Origin of the sequence: Paenibacillus sp. MAHUQ-63, from assembly GCF_028765165.1 — a bacterium.
Lineage (GTDB): Bacteria > Bacillota > Bacilli > Paenibacillales > NBRC-103111 > Paenibacillus_E.
The window spans coordinates 1511470-1528322 of record NZ_JARADB010000003.1 but is presented as its reverse complement, the minus strand read 5'-3'; the positions used below and the strand labels follow the sequence as shown (position 1 = coordinate 1528322).

The window sequence follows — 16853 nt, the reverse complement described above, 5'->3', positions numbered from 1 at the left end:
TTATCATAGAAAGCTTATTGGGGGTATGAAATTATGGCAAATTCGAGCAGAATCGACACGCGCTCAGCGGCTGCCTTCCAGGCATCCAAGAAAATCATTCCCGGGGGAGTCAACTCGCCCGTTCGCGCTTTCAAATCCGTAGGGCTTACCCCTTTGTTCATGGACAAAGGTTTGGGTTCCCGCGTCACGGATATTGACGGCAACACCTTCATTGATTACGTCGGGTCCTGGGGCCCGCTTATCGTAGGGCATGCTCATCCCGTCGTGCTGGAAGCGATTAAGGCGACCGCGGAGAAGGGGACAAGCTTCGGTGCGCCGACGCTTCTGGAGACGCAGATGGCGGAGCTAGTCATCGAGCGCGTACCGTCCATCGAGATGGTGCGCATGGTGAACTCCGGCACGGAAGCCACCATGAGCGCTCTGCGCCTGGCCCGCGGATTCACGAAACGCGACAAGATCGTGAAATTCGAAGGCAGCTACCACGGGCATGCGGATTCTTTGTTGATCAAAGCGGGATCCGGCGTAGCGACGCTTGGACTGCCTGACAGCCCCGGGGTGCCTGACAGCGTGGCGACGAATACGATTACAGTGCCTTACAATGATCTGGCGTCTGTTCAGCTCGTTTTCGAGAAATTCGGCGAGCAAATCGCCGCACTCATCGTGGAGCCGATCGCCGGAAATATGGGCGTCGTTCCGCCGGCTCCAGGGTTCCTGGAAGGATTGCGCGAGATTACGAAGCAGTATGGATCGCTGCTTATTTTTGATGAAGTGATGACAGGCTTCCGCGTGCACAAGAACTGCGCACAAGGCCTCTACGGCATCACACCGGACTTGACGTGCTTAGGCAAGGTTATCGGCGGAGGACTGCCGGTAGGGGCTTATGGCGGCCGTCTGGACATCATGGAGCAGGTGGCTCCTGCAGGTCCGATCTACCAAGCGGGCACCTTGTCAGGCAACCCGCTGGCGATGGCAGCAGGCTATGCAACGCTGTCTTTGCTCGGCGAGCCGAACGTATACGAGGAGCTGGAGCGCAAATCCGCGATGCTCGAGGCCGGATTCGCGCGCAATGCAGCGGAACTGGGCGTTGCGAGCACGATCAATCGCGTAGGCTCGATGATATGCCCGTTCTTCACGGATCAGCAAGTAACGAACTACGAGACGGCCAAAACGTCGGACTTGGCGAAGTTTAACGCTTATTTCGGCCATTTGCTTGATTTGGGCGTTTCGGTTGCCCCGTCGCAGTTCGAAGGCATGTTCGTCTCCACGGTGCATTCGGATGACGATATCGCGGCAACGGTTGAGGCGCACCGCGAGGCTTTGAAGCGGCTTTAAGCCTCAGCCTTGCCTAGCGCATAACAAAGAGGGAGTCCCCGCCATGATGATGGCTTCGGGACTCCCTTTTGTTATGTAACTTATTTGGCCGTCGTCGTCGTCGCGCCTGCTGCGCCGGATCCCGGTGATGTCGGTGCGGTTCCGCTGTTGCCGCCGCCTTGGTTCGCATTCGGACTCGGCGTTGGGTTCGCGCTCGGTTTCGGCGTTGCGGAAGCTCCTGCAGAGGAGCCCCCGTTGCCTGTATTCGTTCCGCCGTTATCTTGCGGCGGCGTTGATGAAGGTGTCGGTGTTGGTTTCTGAGTCGGTTCCGCCGGCGTTGACGGTGTAGGTGTCGGGGAAGTTTGCGGCTTCGCCGACTGGGTTGGCTTCACAGAATCCGACGGCTGCTGTGAGCTGCCGCCAGTACCGTTCTTGCCGGATTCATTGCCGGCCTCAGCTTTGTTCGACGGTGTTGACGTCGGTTTAGGCGTTGGTGTCGTTTTGGGCTGATTCGCCTTCTTCTCGGCCTGTTCTTTCAAGAAATCAGGGTGGTCGTAAGCGCCGCCCGGATCGATGGTCGTAAGTCCTGCCCATACGTTCTCCACTTTCACTTGGTCCGGATGATCGAAGACAAGGAAGGCGGATGGCAAGCGGCGCTCGCCATAACGGCTGGAAGGCTTGGTAATCAATTCGTCATTGTAAACAAGCTCGGAGGAAGCTCCGCCGTCCAGGAAGCCTGCGTTAATGACCCCGTCCGCAAGGAACATATCCTGCACTTCTTTGAGCGTTGCGCCTACGCTGTGCGTTTGGCGGCCGTCGATAACGATGAAAATGACCGTACCGTCGGCTTTCTGCCCGACCGCTGTACGCGGTGCGCGTCCCCAGCCGCCGTCGCCGCTCGTGATCAGAGGCTTGCCGTTCGCGATGACGCGGGGATAGAACGAAACGGCATCCGTTACATGCAGCTTCAGCAGCTCGTCAATCGAATATTTCCCGACGATGAGCGTGCCTTCTTTGGTAAAACCGACGATATGCTGCGGAATGCTGCCCTCTTGGTCGGTATAAAGAATTTCGCCGCCGGACATAATAGCACCAATTGGGGCGAATCCGTTGCCCAGTCCGTCCGGATCGTTAAAGCCGCCGCCATTGACCCCTGCGACAGCGCCCGTGCGCTGAACCATGGAGGTGATGCGTTCGCCTTCTCCTTGTTTCGCAGGCACCACAACGCGAATGGTTCGCGGATCGTACACATACATTTTTTTGCCTTTCCAGAATTGACCGGAAATGTCTTCGACTTTCACCAGGCTTTCGATCGGCCGGTTCTTATTGAACTGCACCGCACCCAGCTCCTGCTTCTCGATCGAGTTGACTTCGGTCAAGTTCTGCATCTCCAGCACCATCTGGTCTCTGCGCTGAGCGCCGACGAAGATCCAGGCCCAATCCCTATGCTGCGTGGTAATGACCGTTTTGGCCAAATATTCGCGAATGAATGTTCCCGGCGGGGTTAGAAATAAAAAGCTTGAAGTAAGGAATGTACATATGGCAATAACGAGTAACACCCGCTTAAGCCAACTATAACTGCGAAAATGTTCTAAGATTGAACTACCCAAGTTGTTCCTCTCCCGATCTAGTATTCTATGAGATCTTACGGTTGTGACAGTGTCGAAAAAAATCAATACTAGATTTATATTATCATATTTTTGCATGCAATTGATATTGGTAATTGTTAAAATAAAGTGTACGTCCCCAATATCCTTAAGGAGTTATAGATTCATGAAACGATACTACTTTTTTGATTTTCCTATAGATCTTATGGCAATAACATTCTTGTTTCTGCTTATTTTGGCAGGCATTGTCCTATCGTTCCGCAAAGGTATGCGCCGATGACCGAGTGGAAACGAAACGGAGAATGGCTGGAATTGAAAGTCCCGAATGACGCATGGAAGCCGCTGAAGCCAGGGGCGGTGGAAGAATTGGCGGCCTGCTTGCCGGTTCCGAAGAAATATTTTCTGAGACTGGCTTCACAGAACCTGATCCGGGTTCAAGACGGTATCGTCCGGCTTCATCTGTTTCCGAAGGAAGAAGCGTCGTTTCGGCCTGAGAACCGCGACATCGGAATTCTCTATGAGGACGACTTCTGCCTGGTCGTAGATAAGCCGGCGGGGATGTCGGTTCATCCTGCGGAAGCGGGTCAAGGCGGGACATTGGCTTCGGCCGTGGCCTATTATTACGAATCGACAGGGCAAGCCTGCGCCGTGCGTCACATTCATCGTCTTGATCAAGATACGACGGGAGCCGTTTTATATGCCAAAAATGAATGGGCGCATGTCCTGTTGGACGAAGCGATGCGCGAGAAGCGCATTGATAGACGCTATGTGGCCATAGCGCAAGGCGTATTCCGGGCGAAGCAGGGAACGATCGATAAGCCGATCGCTAAGGACCGCCATCATGCGGGCAAGCGGAGGGTCGCTCCGGGCGGCGATCAGGCATTGACGCACTACCGCGTGCTTCGCCAGATGAAGGATGCGGCCTTCGTCGAGCTGGAGCTGGACACCGGCCGCACTCATCAGATCCGGGTGCATTTGAGTTATCTCGGACATCCGCTTGCCGGGGATACCTTGTACGGGGGCTCGTCCCGTCTAATCGGCCGCCAAGCGCTGCACGGAGAGCGGCTGACCTTCGAGCATCCCGTCACAGGGCAGCGGCTCGAGATTCATGCGCCGATGCCGCTAGATTTGCAGCAGCTGCTTGACAAGTCAAAAATGTAGTCATGCCTGGCCCTTCCCACCCATATACTTAGAAAGACAAACAAGTAAATGGCCCAACAATCCGAGAATGCCCTCCGGCATCCGGGTTTGATGGAAGGGAGGATTAATCCGGTGTCTGAACAACAACCAGGTCTGAGATTCGATATCTACGAGCGCGTTCATCTGCAAGAAGATTTGGCGGGGATACAAGAGTTGAACGATGTGGAATTGGTTCCTCACATTCAGGTGCTTACTTTGGATGATCAAGCGATACTGAAGGGGAATTTGCAGCTATCCGGCAACTATGCCAGTGAAGAAGGGGGGGCGCCGCGGCTTCTCGAGCACTTGATTCCTGTCGAGATCACGCTGCCCTTGAATCGCATTCATCGCGTCGAGGATATCCAAGTGGAGATCGAAAATTTCGATATTGATCTCCTGTCGGCGAGAAGCTTGAATGTAACCGGTGTGCTGTCGCTGCAGGGTGTGGAAATCGTTTCGGCTCCGGTAGAGAGCTGGCGGGAGGAAGAGGAAGTAACGTTCGTGCACGAAGTCGACTATCCGCGGAACGAACCTCCGGCCGCTTTACCCGTAGAGCCGATTCAAGAGACGCCTTACATTCCGCCGGTTCCGCAGCCCGAGCCTCAGGTCGAGCCCCAGATCGAGCCTCAGGTCGAGTCTCAGCCGCAAGTGTCCCAGCCGCCGCCGGCACCTGTGTATGAAACGCCTGAGCCGCAGTTTGCGCCGCCGGCCGTTCAGGAAGATGATGACGGCGGATCGGTCGTTGTGGAGATCGAACAAACAGAATTGAAGGTGAGCCCCCATTCGGAGAGCACGGTGGTTACGGAAGAGAAGAAGGATCTTAAAGTTGCGTTTGGTAAAAAGGCCAACGAGGCTGTTGAGATTAACCCGTACGGCATCAAATCCCTGCTGTCCAAGGCAGGCTCGTACCTCGCGGATAAGCGGAAGTCTGAAGAAGAAGCCCAGGCTGCGCTCGCCGAGGAGTCGCGTATAGATGCGGTCGAATGGAAGCGTCTATTCCTGCAGAGCAGTGAGAATTCGCAGGAATTCCGCAAGCTGAAGATGTGCATCGTGCAGAAGGAAGACACGCTGGAGTCGATCGCCAAGCGTTATCAGATCAATCCGCGCGAGCTTCAGCTCCTGAACAGGCTGAGCGATCAGGAGATTTCTATCGGGCAGGTCATTTATCTCCCAAGATAATGTACCGATACATAGGCAAGAGCCTCCGGCTGTGATAACGGCCGGGGGCTCTTATTCTATGTGGGGAACATCTTTCAACTTGAAGCATATTTTATGTATAATCGGTAATACTGGAATGATATATTGACTCAGTTACAAATGTTCGATATCATATGATGTAAACCATTTTGAGTAATATTGGAAACGTCGATAGGGAGTAGTAGGCGGAATGCCCTTCAGAGAGTGGAACTGCAGCGCTGAAAGGTTCCATAGGAAGCAACCGAACGAAGTCGCCCTGGAGTTGTGAATGTGATGCAAGCGCCCGAAGGGTCGCAGGCTTAGCATTTGCCGGCCGCAGCCGTTATCTGTTCGAGAGCCGTGCGCTTCATCATTGAAGCTGTGCGGAATAAAGGTGGTACCACGGAAGCAAGCCTTTCGTCCTTTGCGGGCGAAGGGCTTTTTTTGTTTGATTTTACCGGTGTCCAAGATTAATTACAGGCTCCCAGAGCCGATTCAACAGCGATAACAGTGATGGAGGTAAACTTATGACAGAAGCAAATGAAACCAAAGAACAATTGCAAATGCCAACGACGTACGATCCGAAAGAAGCGGAGCGCAAGTGGTACGACTTCTGGATCAAGAACGAGTTCTTCAAGGCGGGCGGCCGTCCGGACGCGGAAACATACACGATCGTGATTCCGCCTCCTAACGTGACCGGGATGCTGCATATCGGGCATGCGCTCGATTTCACGCTGCAGGACATCCTCGTTCGCACGAAGCGGATGCAGGGCTTTGACACACTATGGCTGCCAGGCTCCGACCATGCGGGTATAGCAACGCAAACGAAGGTTGAACAGAAGCTCCGCGAGCAAGGGCAAACGAGATACGACCTCGGCCGTGAGAAATTCCTGGAGAAAGTTTGGGAATGGAAAGAACAATACGCCAATACGATTCGCGAGCAGTGGGCCAAGATGGGCTTCTCCTTGGACTACTCCCGTGAGCGCTTCACACTCGACGAAGGACTGTCCCAAGCGGTTCGCGAAGTTTTCGTTTCGCTCTATGAGAAAGGGTTAATCTACCGCGGCAACTATATTATTAACTGGGATCCTGCCGCCCGCACCGCCCTATCCGACATCGAAGTTGAATACAAAGAGGTGCAAGGCGCCCTGTACCACCTGACTTACAGAACGACGGACGGCCAGGATGCCATCACGGTCGCGACGACGCGTCCCGAGACGATGCTCGGCGATACGGCTGTTGCCGTACATCCGAAGGATGAGCGGTACCAGCACTTGATCGGCAAGAAACTGCTGCTGCCGATCGTTAACCGCGAGATTCCGGTTATTGCCGACGAGTACGTAGAGAAAGAGTTCGGAAGCGGCGCAGTGAAGATTACGCCTGCGCACGACCCGAACGACTTCGAAGTAGGCAAGCGCCACGATCTTCCGCAAATTCTCGTTATGGACGAATCCGGTACGATGAATGCGAACGCGGGCCCTTACCAAGGCCTAGACCGTTTCGAGTGCCGCAAGCAAATCGTGGCCGACCTCAAAGAACAAGGCGTTCTGATCAAAATTGAAGAGCACGTTCACCAGGTAGGGCACAGCGAGCGCAGCGGCGCGGTTATCGAGCCGTACTTGTCCACGCAGTGGTTCGTGAAGATGCAGCCGCTTGCCGATCAAGCGATTCAAGCGCAGAAATCGGGCAAAGGCGTTAACTTCGTACCGGACCGTTTCGAGAAAACGTACCTGAACTGGATCGAGAACGTACGCGACTGGTGTATTTCCCGCCAGCTATGGTGGGGTCACCGTATTCCGGCTTGGCATTGTGCGGATTGCGGCCATATCACCGTATCGCGCGAGGATGCCCATGCCTGCTCCAGCTGCCAAAGCACGAACCTGAAGCAGGATAACGATGTACTGGATACATGGTTCAGCTCTGCGCTATGGCCTTTCTCCACATTGGGCTGGCCGAACGATACGGAGGACTTGAAACGTTACTATCCTACGAATGTTCTAGTAACGGGATATGATATCATTTATTTCTGGGTAGCCCGGATGATTTTCACGGCGCTCGAATTCACGGACCAAATTCCTTTCAAAGACGTTCTGATGCACGGTCTCGTACGCGACTCGGAAGGCCGCAAAATGTCCAAATCGCTCGGCAACGGCGTAGACCCGCTGGAGGTTATCGAGAAGTACGGCGCCGATGCGATGCGCTACATGATTTCGACCAGCAGCACGCCGGGGCAGGATCTCCGCTTCCGTTGGGAGCGCGTCGAGCAGGCGCGGAATTTCGCCAACAAGATTTGGAATGCTTCCCGCTTTGCGCTGATGAATCTCGAAGGCGTAACGGCAGCGGACATCGATCTGTCCGGCGAGCTCGGTACGGCGGACCGCTGGATTCTGCATCGTTTGAACGAAACCGTGCGCGATGTTACCCGTCTCATCGACAGCTATGAATTCGGTGAAACCGGACGCTTGCTGTACAACTTCATTTGGGACGATCTCTGCGACTGGTACATTGAGTTCAGCAAATTGAGCCTGTACGGCACGGATGCCGCTGCGAAGAGAAAGACGCAGTCCGTCCTCGCTTATGTGCTCGACCGCACGCAGCGCCTGATCCATCCGTTCATGCCGTTCATCTCCGAGGAGATTTGGCAGCATCTGCCGCATGAAGGCGAAACGATCACGCTCGCATCCTGGCCGACGGAGAACCCGGCGTTCGAATCCCCGGATGCGGTGCGCGAGATGGAGCTGCTTATGGACGCAATTCGCTCCGTGCGTAACATCCGTTCCGAAGTCAACGTGCCGATGAGCAAGAAGGTAGAGCTGCTGATCAAACCGGCAAGCGTCGAAACGCAAGCTATTCTGCAGCGTAACGAAGACTATTTGAAACGCTTCTGCAACACGTCCTTGCTGCAAATCAATGCCGACATGGCGGCCCCTGACAAAGCGATGACGGCGATCATCACAGGCGCAGAGCTGTTCCTGCCGCTGGCCGGGCTGATCGACATCGCGCAAGAGCTGGTGCGGCTGGACAAAGAGCTGCAGACTCTGCACGGCGAAGTGGCCCGTATCGAGAAGAAGCTGGGCAACGAAGGCTTTGTCGCCAAGGCGCCTGCGAAGGTCATCGAGGAAGAGAAAGCGAAGCTTGCCGATTATGCGGATAAGCGGGATAAAGTGATTGCTCGATTAGCGGAATTACAAGCATAATTTTCGCAAAACCAACGATTGCCTAGTTACGCATACAAGGTGATTCATATAGTAAATGAGGATGAGATCGATGAACGAAATCAAAGACAATCATCCGGACGCATTCCAGAGCGCGCAAGAGGCGATTGCCTGGATTGTGGGCCGGATGGAAAAGCTTGGCATCAAACCAGGGTTAGCGCGCATGGAGATGCTGATGGAGAAGCTCGGACATCCCGAACGCAGATTGAAATTCATTCATGTGGCGGGAACGAACGGCAAAGGCTCTACCTGCGCATATTTAACATCCGTCTTGCGGGCGTGCGGCTATGATGTGGGGACGTTCACGTCCCCGTATTTGGAGAAGTATACGAATCGTATCCAAGTGAACGGTGAGGATATTCCGGACGACGTACTGCTAAGATTAGTTAATGACATGAAGCCTGTCATTGACGAGATTGCCGAAACGGAGCTCGGCGCTCCGTCCATGTTCGAAATTTCCACGGCGCTGGCGATCCTGTATTTCGGCAAAGTGGCTTATCCCGATTATGTGGTATGGGAGACGGGCCTGGGGGGAAGGCTGGATAGCACGAACATCGTCAATCCGGTCGTAACCGTCATTACTAACGTCGGCCATGACCATATGGAGATTCTGGGAGATACGATCGAGAAGGTGGCGGCGGAGAAAGCCGGAATTATCAAATCAGGCGTTCCGATCATTACTGCAGCGCAGCCTCACGAAGGCTTGAGCGTTATCGAGCAGAAGGCGAAAGAGAAGAAGGCAACCTTGTACACGCTGGGGCAGCAATTCGACTTCTCCAATGTCACAAGCGAGCTGGATCTTCAAACCTTCGATTTCCGGGGGCCTTTCCGGCCGATTCCCGGATTGCCGATTTCCCTCAATGGCGAGCATCAGTTGAGAAATGCCGCTGCGGCTGTGATGACGCTGGAGGTGCTGCGACAATACTACGCCCTTATCGTAGATGATGAGGACTTGTACAGAGGGTTGAAAGAGACCCGTTGGCCCGGACGTCTCGAGATGATCTCGAACGAGCCGCGCATTCTGCTCGATGGCGCGCATAATCCGGAAGGGGCTGCGACACTGGCTGCCGCACTCCAAACCGTATACAGCTACAAGAAGCTTCACCTTATGATGGGAATGCTTTCGACAAAGAATCATACGGGCTACCTCAGGCATATACTACCATTGGTGGATACTCTTATTCTGACGGAACCCGATTTTCATAAAAAAGGGGATGCCTCCTTGCTTGCCGACCTGGCACGTGAGCTGCTCCATGATATGAACCGTCAGGTGGATATCGTCGTGGAGCCAGATTGGAAGCAGGCACTGGAAATCCTTACAAGCAGAACTGAGCAGGATGATCTGGCGGTCGTATCCGGCACGCTGTATTTAATCTCTGATGTTCGTTCTTGGATTACCTATCAAACCGATTCTGAAAAAGGATGGTGAGAACGGCGTGAGTCAAGCTGAACACGTACATTTTATAGGCATCGGCGGATACGGCATGAGTGCTATTGCCAAAGTCATGCTTGAAATGGGATACCGGATTTCCGGTTCCGATCTGGCACACCAAGAGTTAACGGAGAAATTGAAAGCCAAGGGTGCGCAGGTTTTCATCGGGCATGAAGCCCGCAACGTATCGGGTGCGGATCTGGTTGTCTATTCGACAGCCTTGTCCAAAGACAATGTGGAAATGCAAGCAGCGGAAGAATTAAACATTCCGGTCATTCACCGCTCCCAAATGCTGGCCAGACTCATGAATGAGCGCAAAGGCATTGCGGTAGCCGGAGCACACGGCAAAACGACGACGTCCTCGATGATCGCCTTGGTCATGGAGATCTGCGGTATGGATCCGACCTATATTATCGGCGGGGAAATTATGAATGTGGGCAGCAACGCCAAAGCGGGCAAAGGCGAATTCGTGGTCGCGGAAGCCGACGAGAGCGACGGCACGTTCCTGCAATACCATCCGACGCTTGCCCTGGTCAATAATATCGAAGCGGATCATCTGGAGAACTATAACGGCGATTTCGAGAACTTGAAGAAAGCTTATAAGCAGTTCCTTTCGCAAGTGCGCCCGGGCGGCAAAGCGATCGTTTGCCAAGATGACGCTTTCTTGCGTGAAATGATTCCGTCCATTCAAAGCGAAGTCGTCACGTACGGCATAGAAACCGATGCTGACTATGTGGCCAGCGATATTACGTTAGGCGACCGGAAAGTGACTTTTACCGTTCACTGCAAGGGAGCGGCACTAGGCCAAATTTCCTTGTCCGTTCCGGGTAAGCACAACGTTTATAACGCACTCGCGACGTTAATCACTTGCTTGGAAGCGGGCCTGTCTTTCAGCAAAATTGCCGAAGCGATTCAGGAGTTCCGCGGAGCCAAGCGCAGATTCCAGGTGCTCGGAGAAGTCGAAAATATTTTGGTCATCGATGATTACGCACATCATCCGACTGAAATTCAAGCGACCATCTCCGCTGCCAAAGCTACGGGCAAACGAATCATAGCGGTGTTCCAGCCTCAACGTTACACGCGAACGTATTATTTGTTCGAGCAGTTCAGCCGGTCTTTCGATGAGGCGGACGAGGTCATCATTACGGACATTTATTCGCCGGCGGGCGAGCAGCGGATCGAAGGCGTAGACTCAGCCAAGCTGGTAGAGTTGATTAAGAGCAACAGCAATCCGAACGTGCGGCATATCGCTACGCGGGATGAGGTTCTCACCTATTTGATCGAATGCGTGCAGCCGGGAGATTTGGTGCTGACGATGGGAGCCGGCGATATATGGAAAGCGGCCGACGGGTTGGCAAAATCACTGCGCAAGAAATACGAGACGAACGATTAGAAGAAAGATCGCTGCATGCCAATTGGCTGTAGGCGGTCTTTTTTTGTGCCAAGCGAACATATTTCAACTCTCTCAATCATAATCTAGTAACAGAAGATTTGGACAAGAAGACGGCAGGACCGTTTCCAAATACAGATGATGAGGAGTGAAATGGGCATGAGTAAAGCAAGAATCACGTATCGTTTTGACGGCAAGGAAGCTGCGGATGCCGGACGCAAAGGAACGCGGGTGCCGAGTCCGGAAGAGAAGGTCATCCCTCTCTATCAGGAAGAATTCAAAGTCATAGACAGCGAAAATAGAGATACACGCCAGCAGGAAGGAGTTACGCCTTATCATCAGGCGGAGCGGGAACAAGTCGAAAGCTTGTTTGAACCGCATGCCCTGAATACGTTCACGACGGATTTCGGGAGCTGGACGAGCCAGTTTGAGACGGAAGGGGAGCGGGTGGAACGAATCATTCGCGAATCCCAGGCCGTGCGGGAGCAGCAGGAAAGCCGGGAGACGCCGCCGCCCGCACCGCATAGGCCAGAGCCGGTGACCGAACGCAATCGCGACGAATGGTCAACTTGGACGCAGCAAGGTCCTTATATCGAAGAAGAAATAGGGCCGAGATATGCCCGATCGGGCGGCACACCCTGGATTCGCATTGCCACCTCGGTAGCGGGAGCTGTTGTAACGGGGATCGCGTTCGGCTTCTTCGTCCTATCCATGTTTTCTTCGGATGGCCAGAAGGCGGATCCGGCTTCCGGCAAAAATACAATCGCCTTGCCGACATCGAACGTTCAATCGGGCGGAACGTCCAAGGCCCCGGGCGGTACTGCCTCAACGGGAACGGATCAAGGAACCACGGTTCCGGCCGCGGCGGGAGCTGTGACCCCTGTACAGATTCCAGCCAAATCCTATAATTTCCTGCAAAACGGCGTTTTCAGCTCCTTGCAGGGCGCTCAAGCAATTCAGGATACGCTGAGGAAGAAAGGCTTGGCTTCCGCGCTCGATGCTTCGGATAAACCTACTGTTTTTGTGGGATTTGCGAAAAGCAAAGAGGATGCGACTACCCTCAGGCAGCAGGTCCAAACGGCGGACAAGACGATCGAGGTGTATGTCAAAAGCCTGGATATCCCGGCAGCTGCGGGCATCCGCTGGGGCGGGTCGAAGCCGGAAGCGGTCCCTTCCTTTATTGCCGAGGGGGATAAGCTGGTGGGGACGATCAATGAATTGGCCATCATTCATCTTGCGGAAACGAAGCCGACGGCGCTTTCGGACAGCTCCTTGCAAGCCATTCACGCCTCGCATCAAAACTTAACCACCCTGACGGCTGCGCTGAACGAAGGCTTAAACGACGATTCCAAGCCAATCGTGCAAAAAATGACTGCTTCCTTGAACAGCGCCGTGCAGTCTATGGATGAATACAAAAAATCGCCTTCCACGGCGATGCTGTGGCAGGCCCAAACTTCCATGATGCAGTACATCCTGGCGCAGAAGGAGCTGCTCAAGAAGATTAGCGTGGCCTCCTAGGATGACGCAGTGCTCCGACAGAGCTTATGAAGCTTTGTCGGATGCACTTGGCGAAGCTAACGGTCACCACAGCCGCTATTCGTGGGACAATGGGCTTGCATCCAAGCTAACGGACACCGGAGACCTTATTATGCCGATCTAAGCGCGAAATCGCGCCGAAACCGGCAAATAGCGGTTCTGGTGTCCGTTACAATGGCCAAACGGCCGTTTTCCGCCGAATAAGCGCCGCAGTGTCCGTTAGCCGGCCGGTGCCGGTGCCGGTGCCGGTGCCTATGTTGGTGCACCGGTCCCGGTCCCGAGTCCCGGATCCGCGGGCATCGGGCTCCACAAAAAAGCCTTCCCGAGAGAAATCTCGGGAAGGCTTTTTGCCGTTCTTGGCGGCGTTCCGCTCGTCATTGAGGGATCCTATTTGGCGTAATAACGGTCCAGCAAGGCGGCGATCTCCGCACGCGTCATCGTTCGGTCAGGTTGGAACGACGTATCGGTGATGCCGTTGATGATGCCTTTCTGCTTCAATGCATAGATCGCTTTCGCGCTCCATAGTGCAGCAGGCACATCGTCAAATGAAGCCTTAGGAGCTGCGCTTTGGCTGCCGGTTTTGGCCGATAGCTGGAGGAGACGATCGAAGAGGTAGGCCACCTCGCCTCGCGTGATCGGCTGGTCGGGGCGAATCGTCCCGTCGGCATAGCCCTGGAGCAGGTTCAACTTCTGGGCTTTGGCGAATAGCGGGCTTGCCCAGTGAGTTGCAGGCAAGTCCTTGTACTTGGCAGTTCCCTCCGAGCAGCTGTAAACCGAAGAGGTGACGGTCCCGCTCGGCGCGCAAGCCGCTTCAAGCTTGCTGAAGGAGAACGTGCGGTCCATCAAGGCGAGAAACTCGGAGCGTTTCAAAGCGCGGTCGGGCTCATACCGGTTGGCGATGCCTTCGATGACGCCTTTATTTTTCATGCGCACAATCGCTTCTCTGGCCCAATGTCCGAGGGTGTCCGTGAAGAGCGGAGGGGAATAAGCCGCAATGCCGTTCGCAATGCCGACAGCCATTTTCGCCCGGACGGCATCGTTCGCCAGCATAGCTGCGTCGCCGGACTGGCTTAGGAATGCGGTTTCCACCAGAATGCTGGGAATGCTGCCCATGCGGGCTACATAAACCGCGCTCGGCACCAGCCCCAGGTTTTTGGTTCCGGCAGCCGACACGAGCGAATCCAGAACATGCTGCGCCAAATCTTTGCTGTATGGCGTGAGCTGCTTCATTTTATCGCTGGCCGGATAGTCTTCCTGCGGGTAATCGTTGTCGTAATACAGCACCATGGAACCTTTCACTGCGCTGTTCGGATGCGAGTTGGCATGAATGGATACGAATAAATCCGCTTGCAGGGAGTCGGTGTAGGCTACGCGCTGAGCAAGCGACCAGTACGAGTCGTCGGTTCTCGACATGAAGACCTTGTAGCCTCGAGCGGTGAGCTCGTCCCGCAGCTTTTGCGAGATGTCCAGGTTGACATCTTTCTCCCGCAAACCGTTTACACCAATGGCTCCGGGATCGCTCCCGCCGTGTCCGGCATCGATGACGACTTTGTAAGCGAAAGCTTGGTAAGGGAATGCAAAGGTTAGAAGCAAGGTGAACAGGACAAGTCTTTTGAGTAAAGTCATTGTTGAAATACCTCCACTAAACTATCTTACTAGGATCGGTCAGGGTTGTAAGCAGGTAAGAAACACCATGGACCATATTTGTCATGGCAAAAATTAGAACATGCTCGTATAATAGGGCTTGTACATAGAAGAGAGGATGACAGCAATTGAAAAAAGGCACCTTCACGCTCATCATTTTTCTGATCATCGGCTTAATTACCGGGATTATCATCGGCCAGCTGCTGGCGTCTGTGCCTGCTCTATCGTTCTTGACCAAATCGGTCGCGATTACGTGGGATCCCGAGGCGGATCTGCAAGTCGTGAAATATGAGCTCCACCTTGTGGTGAGACTAAACTTGTGCAGCATTCTTGGCTTGGTAGGAGCCTTCCTCCTATACCGCAAGCTATAATAATCTGAACCTAGGAGTTGTTACCGTTGAGCCATACCCTTAACCATAAACAAAGATTGATCCTTGCCTCTTCCTCGCCGCGGAGGCAGGAGTTGATTCAAGCGCTTGGACTACCCTATATCATTCGGGTGAGCGACGCGGATGAGACCGTAGAAGGAAAAATAACGCCGGCGGAGCTAGTAGAAGTTTTATCCATCCGCAAAGCGTCAACCGTCAGGGAAATGCTGGATGCCGCCGACAAGCATGGGATCATCATCGGGTCGGACACCGTCGTCGTTCTGCATGATGAGGTGCTTGGCAAGCCGGTGGATGAAGCGGATTCCTTCCGGATGCTGCAAGCCTTGCAGGGCACGACGCATCAAGTCTATAGCGGAGTGGCTTGTGTCGACGCGGCGACGGGCCGGGAAGTCGTCTCACACAGCGTGACGCACGTGCGGATGAAAGCCATGTCGGATGAGCAGATTCGGCGCTACATTGCAACCGGGGAGCCGAAGGACAAAGCCGGCTCGTATGCGATTCAAGGGATCGGCGCGACCATTGTGGAGTCCATTGAAGGGGATTATTTCACCGTGGTAGGCTTACCGCTGTCTTTGCTGAGCGATTTGCTGCTGAACTTCGACATTCAGGTGCTGTAAGGCCGCCCTCCAGACTTTCACACATTGACTGTGCTATCTGTAACGGTTACAATGACAGTAAGCGACATGACTTCGCATTCATCAGGGAGGATTGGCCATGAACAGCGAATTTACAATAGCCGTCCATAGTCTCGTATTTCTTGCAAATCTGCCCGATCATATGGCAACCAGTGAAGAAATTGCTGCGAATGTATCTACGCACTCAGCTCGTATCCGTAAAGTGATGGGCTTTCTGCGCAAAGCAGGCTACGTTTCTACGAAGGAAGGCATCGGAGGCGGTTTCATCCTCTGCCAGAATCCGGACGAGGTCACCCTCGGTGAGATCTACAGGTTGACGTGCCACGGCTCCTTGAAGCCTAGTTGGTGCTCCGGCGATGAGAAGAACAATGCCTGTATGATTTCATCCAAGATGGATAAGGTGATGGGCAACATCTTCACCGACGCCGAGAAGCAAATGGAAACGTACTTCGATGGTTATACAATCGGCAGCATGCTGGAGAAAGTGAAAGCTTTCGGATGTACACAAACGAATAATGAGCAATTGTCCTAGAAGCCCTCGGATCTAACCCATCCGAGGGTTTTGTGCCGTTTTACGGGCTAATCCCATATGAATGGGATGCGAACAAGTGACACAACCTACAGGAGGAAAGAGGGGAATTGATGGAAGAACGTTTATTGCTGCGTGAAGTGCCGCTTGCGGAGAGACCGCGGGAGCGAATGCTCCATTATGGAGCCGAGGCGCTGAGTCATGCGGAGCTCTTGGCGATTATGCTGCGAACAGGGACGGTTGCCGAATCTGCGGTGCGGTTGGCCGACCGCGTATTGAGCGAATGCGGAGGGTTGCGCAGCCTGGTGGATATGAGCATTGATCAGCTTAAGGAGATCAAAGGGATCGGCAATGCCAAGGCGCTGCAAATTATGGCCGGCATCGAGCTGGGACGGCGGCTGGCCAAGAGCGCATTGACCGACCGGATGACGATCCGCTCTCCGAAGGATATCGCCAGTCTCGTTAGCGAGGATCTTCGTTATTTGCAGAAAGAGCACTTCGTTTGCTTGTTTCTCAATACGAAAAATCACGTGCTTGCGCAGGAGACGCTGTCCATGGGCAGCTTGAATGCGTCCATCGTGCATCCCCGGGAAGTTTTCCGCGCAGCCATCAAACGGAGCAGTGCATCTATCGTCTGTGTACATAATCATCCAAGCGGCGATCCGACGCCAAGCCCGGAAGATATCCAATTGACAGCCCGGTTGGTCGAAGCCGGAAGAATCATTGGAATTGAAGTGCTGGATCATGTTATCATTGGTGATCAGAGATTCATAAGTTTGAAGGAACAAGGCTTTATGTAATATAATAGGT

The 16853-nt window shown here is 53.9% G+C and carries 14 protein-coding genes; 12 read left to right on the top strand and 2 right to left on the bottom strand.

The window, feature by feature from the left end; translation table 11 throughout:
- Positions 1–33: 33 nt before the first annotated feature.
- On the top strand, positions 34–1332 hold the full coding sequence (hemL, locus tag PUT07_RS22560) for a glutamate-1-semialdehyde 2,1-aminomutase (RefSeq protein WP_274470724.1): 1299 nt from the start codon (positions 34–36) through the stop codon (positions 1330–1332).
- A gap of 80 nt (positions 1333–1412) precedes the next feature.
- Here the strand turns inward: hemL and PUT07_RS22555 are convergent, their stop codons facing one another.
- Positions 1413–2921: a phosphodiester glycosidase family protein gene (locus tag PUT07_RS22555; protein ID WP_274470723.1), complete on the bottom strand. Its 1509-nt coding sequence runs from the start codon at positions 2919–2921 to the stop codon at positions 1413–1415.
- 273 nt (positions 2922–3194) lie between these two features.
- Here PUT07_RS22555 and PUT07_RS22550 point away from each other — a divergent pair, with 273 nt between their 5' ends.
- From PUT07_RS22550 to PUT07_RS22520, 7 genes are all read left to right on the top strand, one after another.
- Positions 3195–4079, top strand: a complete 885-nt coding sequence (locus PUT07_RS22550; RefSeq protein ID WP_274470722.1) for an RluA family pseudouridine synthase — start codon at positions 3195–3197, stop codon at positions 4077–4079.
- A 111-nt stretch (positions 4080–4190) separates the two neighbouring features.
- Positions 4191–5276 carry a LysM peptidoglycan-binding domain-containing protein gene (locus PUT07_RS22545; protein ID WP_274470721.1) on the top strand — a complete coding sequence of 362 codons (1086 nt, stop codon included), beginning with the start codon at positions 4191–4193 and terminating at the stop codon, positions 5274–5276.
- A gap of 524 nt (positions 5277–5800) precedes the next feature.
- Positions 5801–8470 (top strand): valine--tRNA ligase, encoded by a 2670-nt coding sequence (locus PUT07_RS22540; protein ID WP_274470720.1) that lies wholly within the window; start codon positions 5801–5803, stop codon positions 8468–8470.
- A gap of 70 nt (positions 8471–8540) precedes the next feature.
- The gene (locus tag PUT07_RS22535; protein ID WP_274470719.1) at positions 8541–9917 is read left to right on the top strand and encodes a bifunctional folylpolyglutamate synthase/dihydrofolate synthase; all 1377 of its coding nucleotides are present in this window, start codon (positions 8541–8543) and stop codon (positions 9915–9917) included.
- A 7-nt stretch (positions 9918–9924) separates the two neighbouring features.
- Complete coding sequence (gene murC, locus PUT07_RS22530) at positions 9925–11313, top strand: UDP-N-acetylmuramate--L-alanine ligase (RefSeq protein ID WP_274470718.1); 1389 nt, start codon at positions 9925–9927, stop codon at positions 11311–11313.
- 156 nt (positions 11314–11469) lie between these two features.
- Positions 11470–12828, top strand: coding sequence for an SPOR domain-containing protein (locus PUT07_RS22525; RefSeq protein WP_274470717.1), 1359 nt, complete (start codon positions 11470–11472; stop codon positions 12826–12828).
- A gap of 1 nt (position 12829) precedes the next feature.
- Positions 12830–12970, top strand: a complete 141-nt coding sequence (locus tag PUT07_RS22520) for a hypothetical protein (protein WP_274470716.1) — start codon at positions 12830–12832, stop codon at positions 12968–12970.
- A 263-nt stretch (positions 12971–13233) separates the two neighbouring features.
- On the opposite strand, the gene PUT07_RS22515 is transcribed toward PUT07_RS22520, so the two are convergent.
- Positions 13234–14472 carry an N-acetylmuramoyl-L-alanine amidase gene (locus PUT07_RS22515; RefSeq protein ID WP_274470714.1) on the bottom strand — a complete coding sequence of 413 codons (1239 nt, stop codon included), beginning with the start codon at positions 14470–14472 and terminating at the stop codon, positions 13234–13236.
- A gap of 146 nt (positions 14473–14618) precedes the next feature.
- On the opposite strand from PUT07_RS22515, the gene PUT07_RS22510 reads away from it, so the two are divergent.
- From PUT07_RS22510 to radC, 4 genes are all read left to right on the top strand, one after another.
- Positions 14619–14861, top strand: coding sequence for a DUF4321 domain-containing protein (locus tag PUT07_RS22510; RefSeq protein ID WP_274470713.1), 243 nt, complete (start codon positions 14619–14621; stop codon positions 14859–14861).
- 26 nt (positions 14862–14887) lie between these two features.
- Complete coding sequence (locus tag PUT07_RS22505) at positions 14888–15496, top strand: Maf family protein (RefSeq protein ID WP_274470712.1); 609 nt, start codon at positions 14888–14890, stop codon at positions 15494–15496.
- A 97-nt stretch (positions 15497–15593) separates the two neighbouring features.
- Positions 15594–16046: an RrF2 family transcriptional regulator gene (locus PUT07_RS22500; RefSeq protein WP_274470710.1), complete on the top strand. Its 453-nt coding sequence runs from the start codon at positions 15594–15596 to the stop codon at positions 16044–16046.
- 110 nt (positions 16047–16156) lie between these two features.
- On the top strand, positions 16157–16843 hold the full coding sequence (radC, locus tag PUT07_RS22495) for a RadC family protein (RefSeq protein ID WP_274470708.1): 687 nt from the start codon (positions 16157–16159) through the stop codon (positions 16841–16843).
- The last annotated feature ends 10 nt before the right edge of the window (positions 16844–16853 follow it).

What these genes read in the sequence shown, in the direction of transcription:
- PUT07_RS22520 (WP_274470716.1), top strand. Translation starts at nt 12,830, where the DNA reads ATGACGCAGTGCTCCGACAGAGCTTATGAAGCTTTGTCGGATGCACTT.
- radC (WP_274470708.1), top strand. Translation starts at nt 16,157, where the DNA reads ATGGAAGAACGTTTATTGCTGCGTGAAGTGCCGCTTGCGGAGAGACCG.
- PUT07_RS22525 (WP_274470717.1), top strand. Translation starts at nt 11,470, where the DNA reads ATGAGTAAAGCAAGAATCACGTATCGTTTTGACGGCAAGGAAGCTGCG.
- PUT07_RS22500 (WP_274470710.1), top strand. Translation starts at nt 15,594, where the DNA reads ATGAACAGCGAATTTACAATAGCCGTCCATAGTCTCGTATTTCTTGCA.
- PUT07_RS22515 (WP_274470714.1), bottom strand. Translation starts at nt 14,472, where the DNA reads ATGACTTTACTCAAAAGACTTGTCCTGTTCACCTTGCTTCTAACCTTT.
- PUT07_RS22535 (WP_274470719.1), top strand. Translation starts at nt 8,541, where the DNA reads ATGAACGAAATCAAAGACAATCATCCGGACGCATTCCAGAGCGCGCAA.
- hemL (WP_274470724.1), top strand. Translation starts at nt 34, where the DNA reads ATGGCAAATTCGAGCAGAATCGACACGCGCTCAGCGGCTGCCTTCCAG.
- PUT07_RS22550 (WP_274470722.1), top strand. Translation starts at nt 3,195, where the DNA reads ATGACCGAGTGGAAACGAAACGGAGAATGGCTGGAATTGAAAGTCCCG.
- PUT07_RS22540 (WP_274470720.1), top strand. Translation starts at nt 5,801, where the DNA reads ATGACAGAAGCAAATGAAACCAAAGAACAATTGCAAATGCCAACGACG.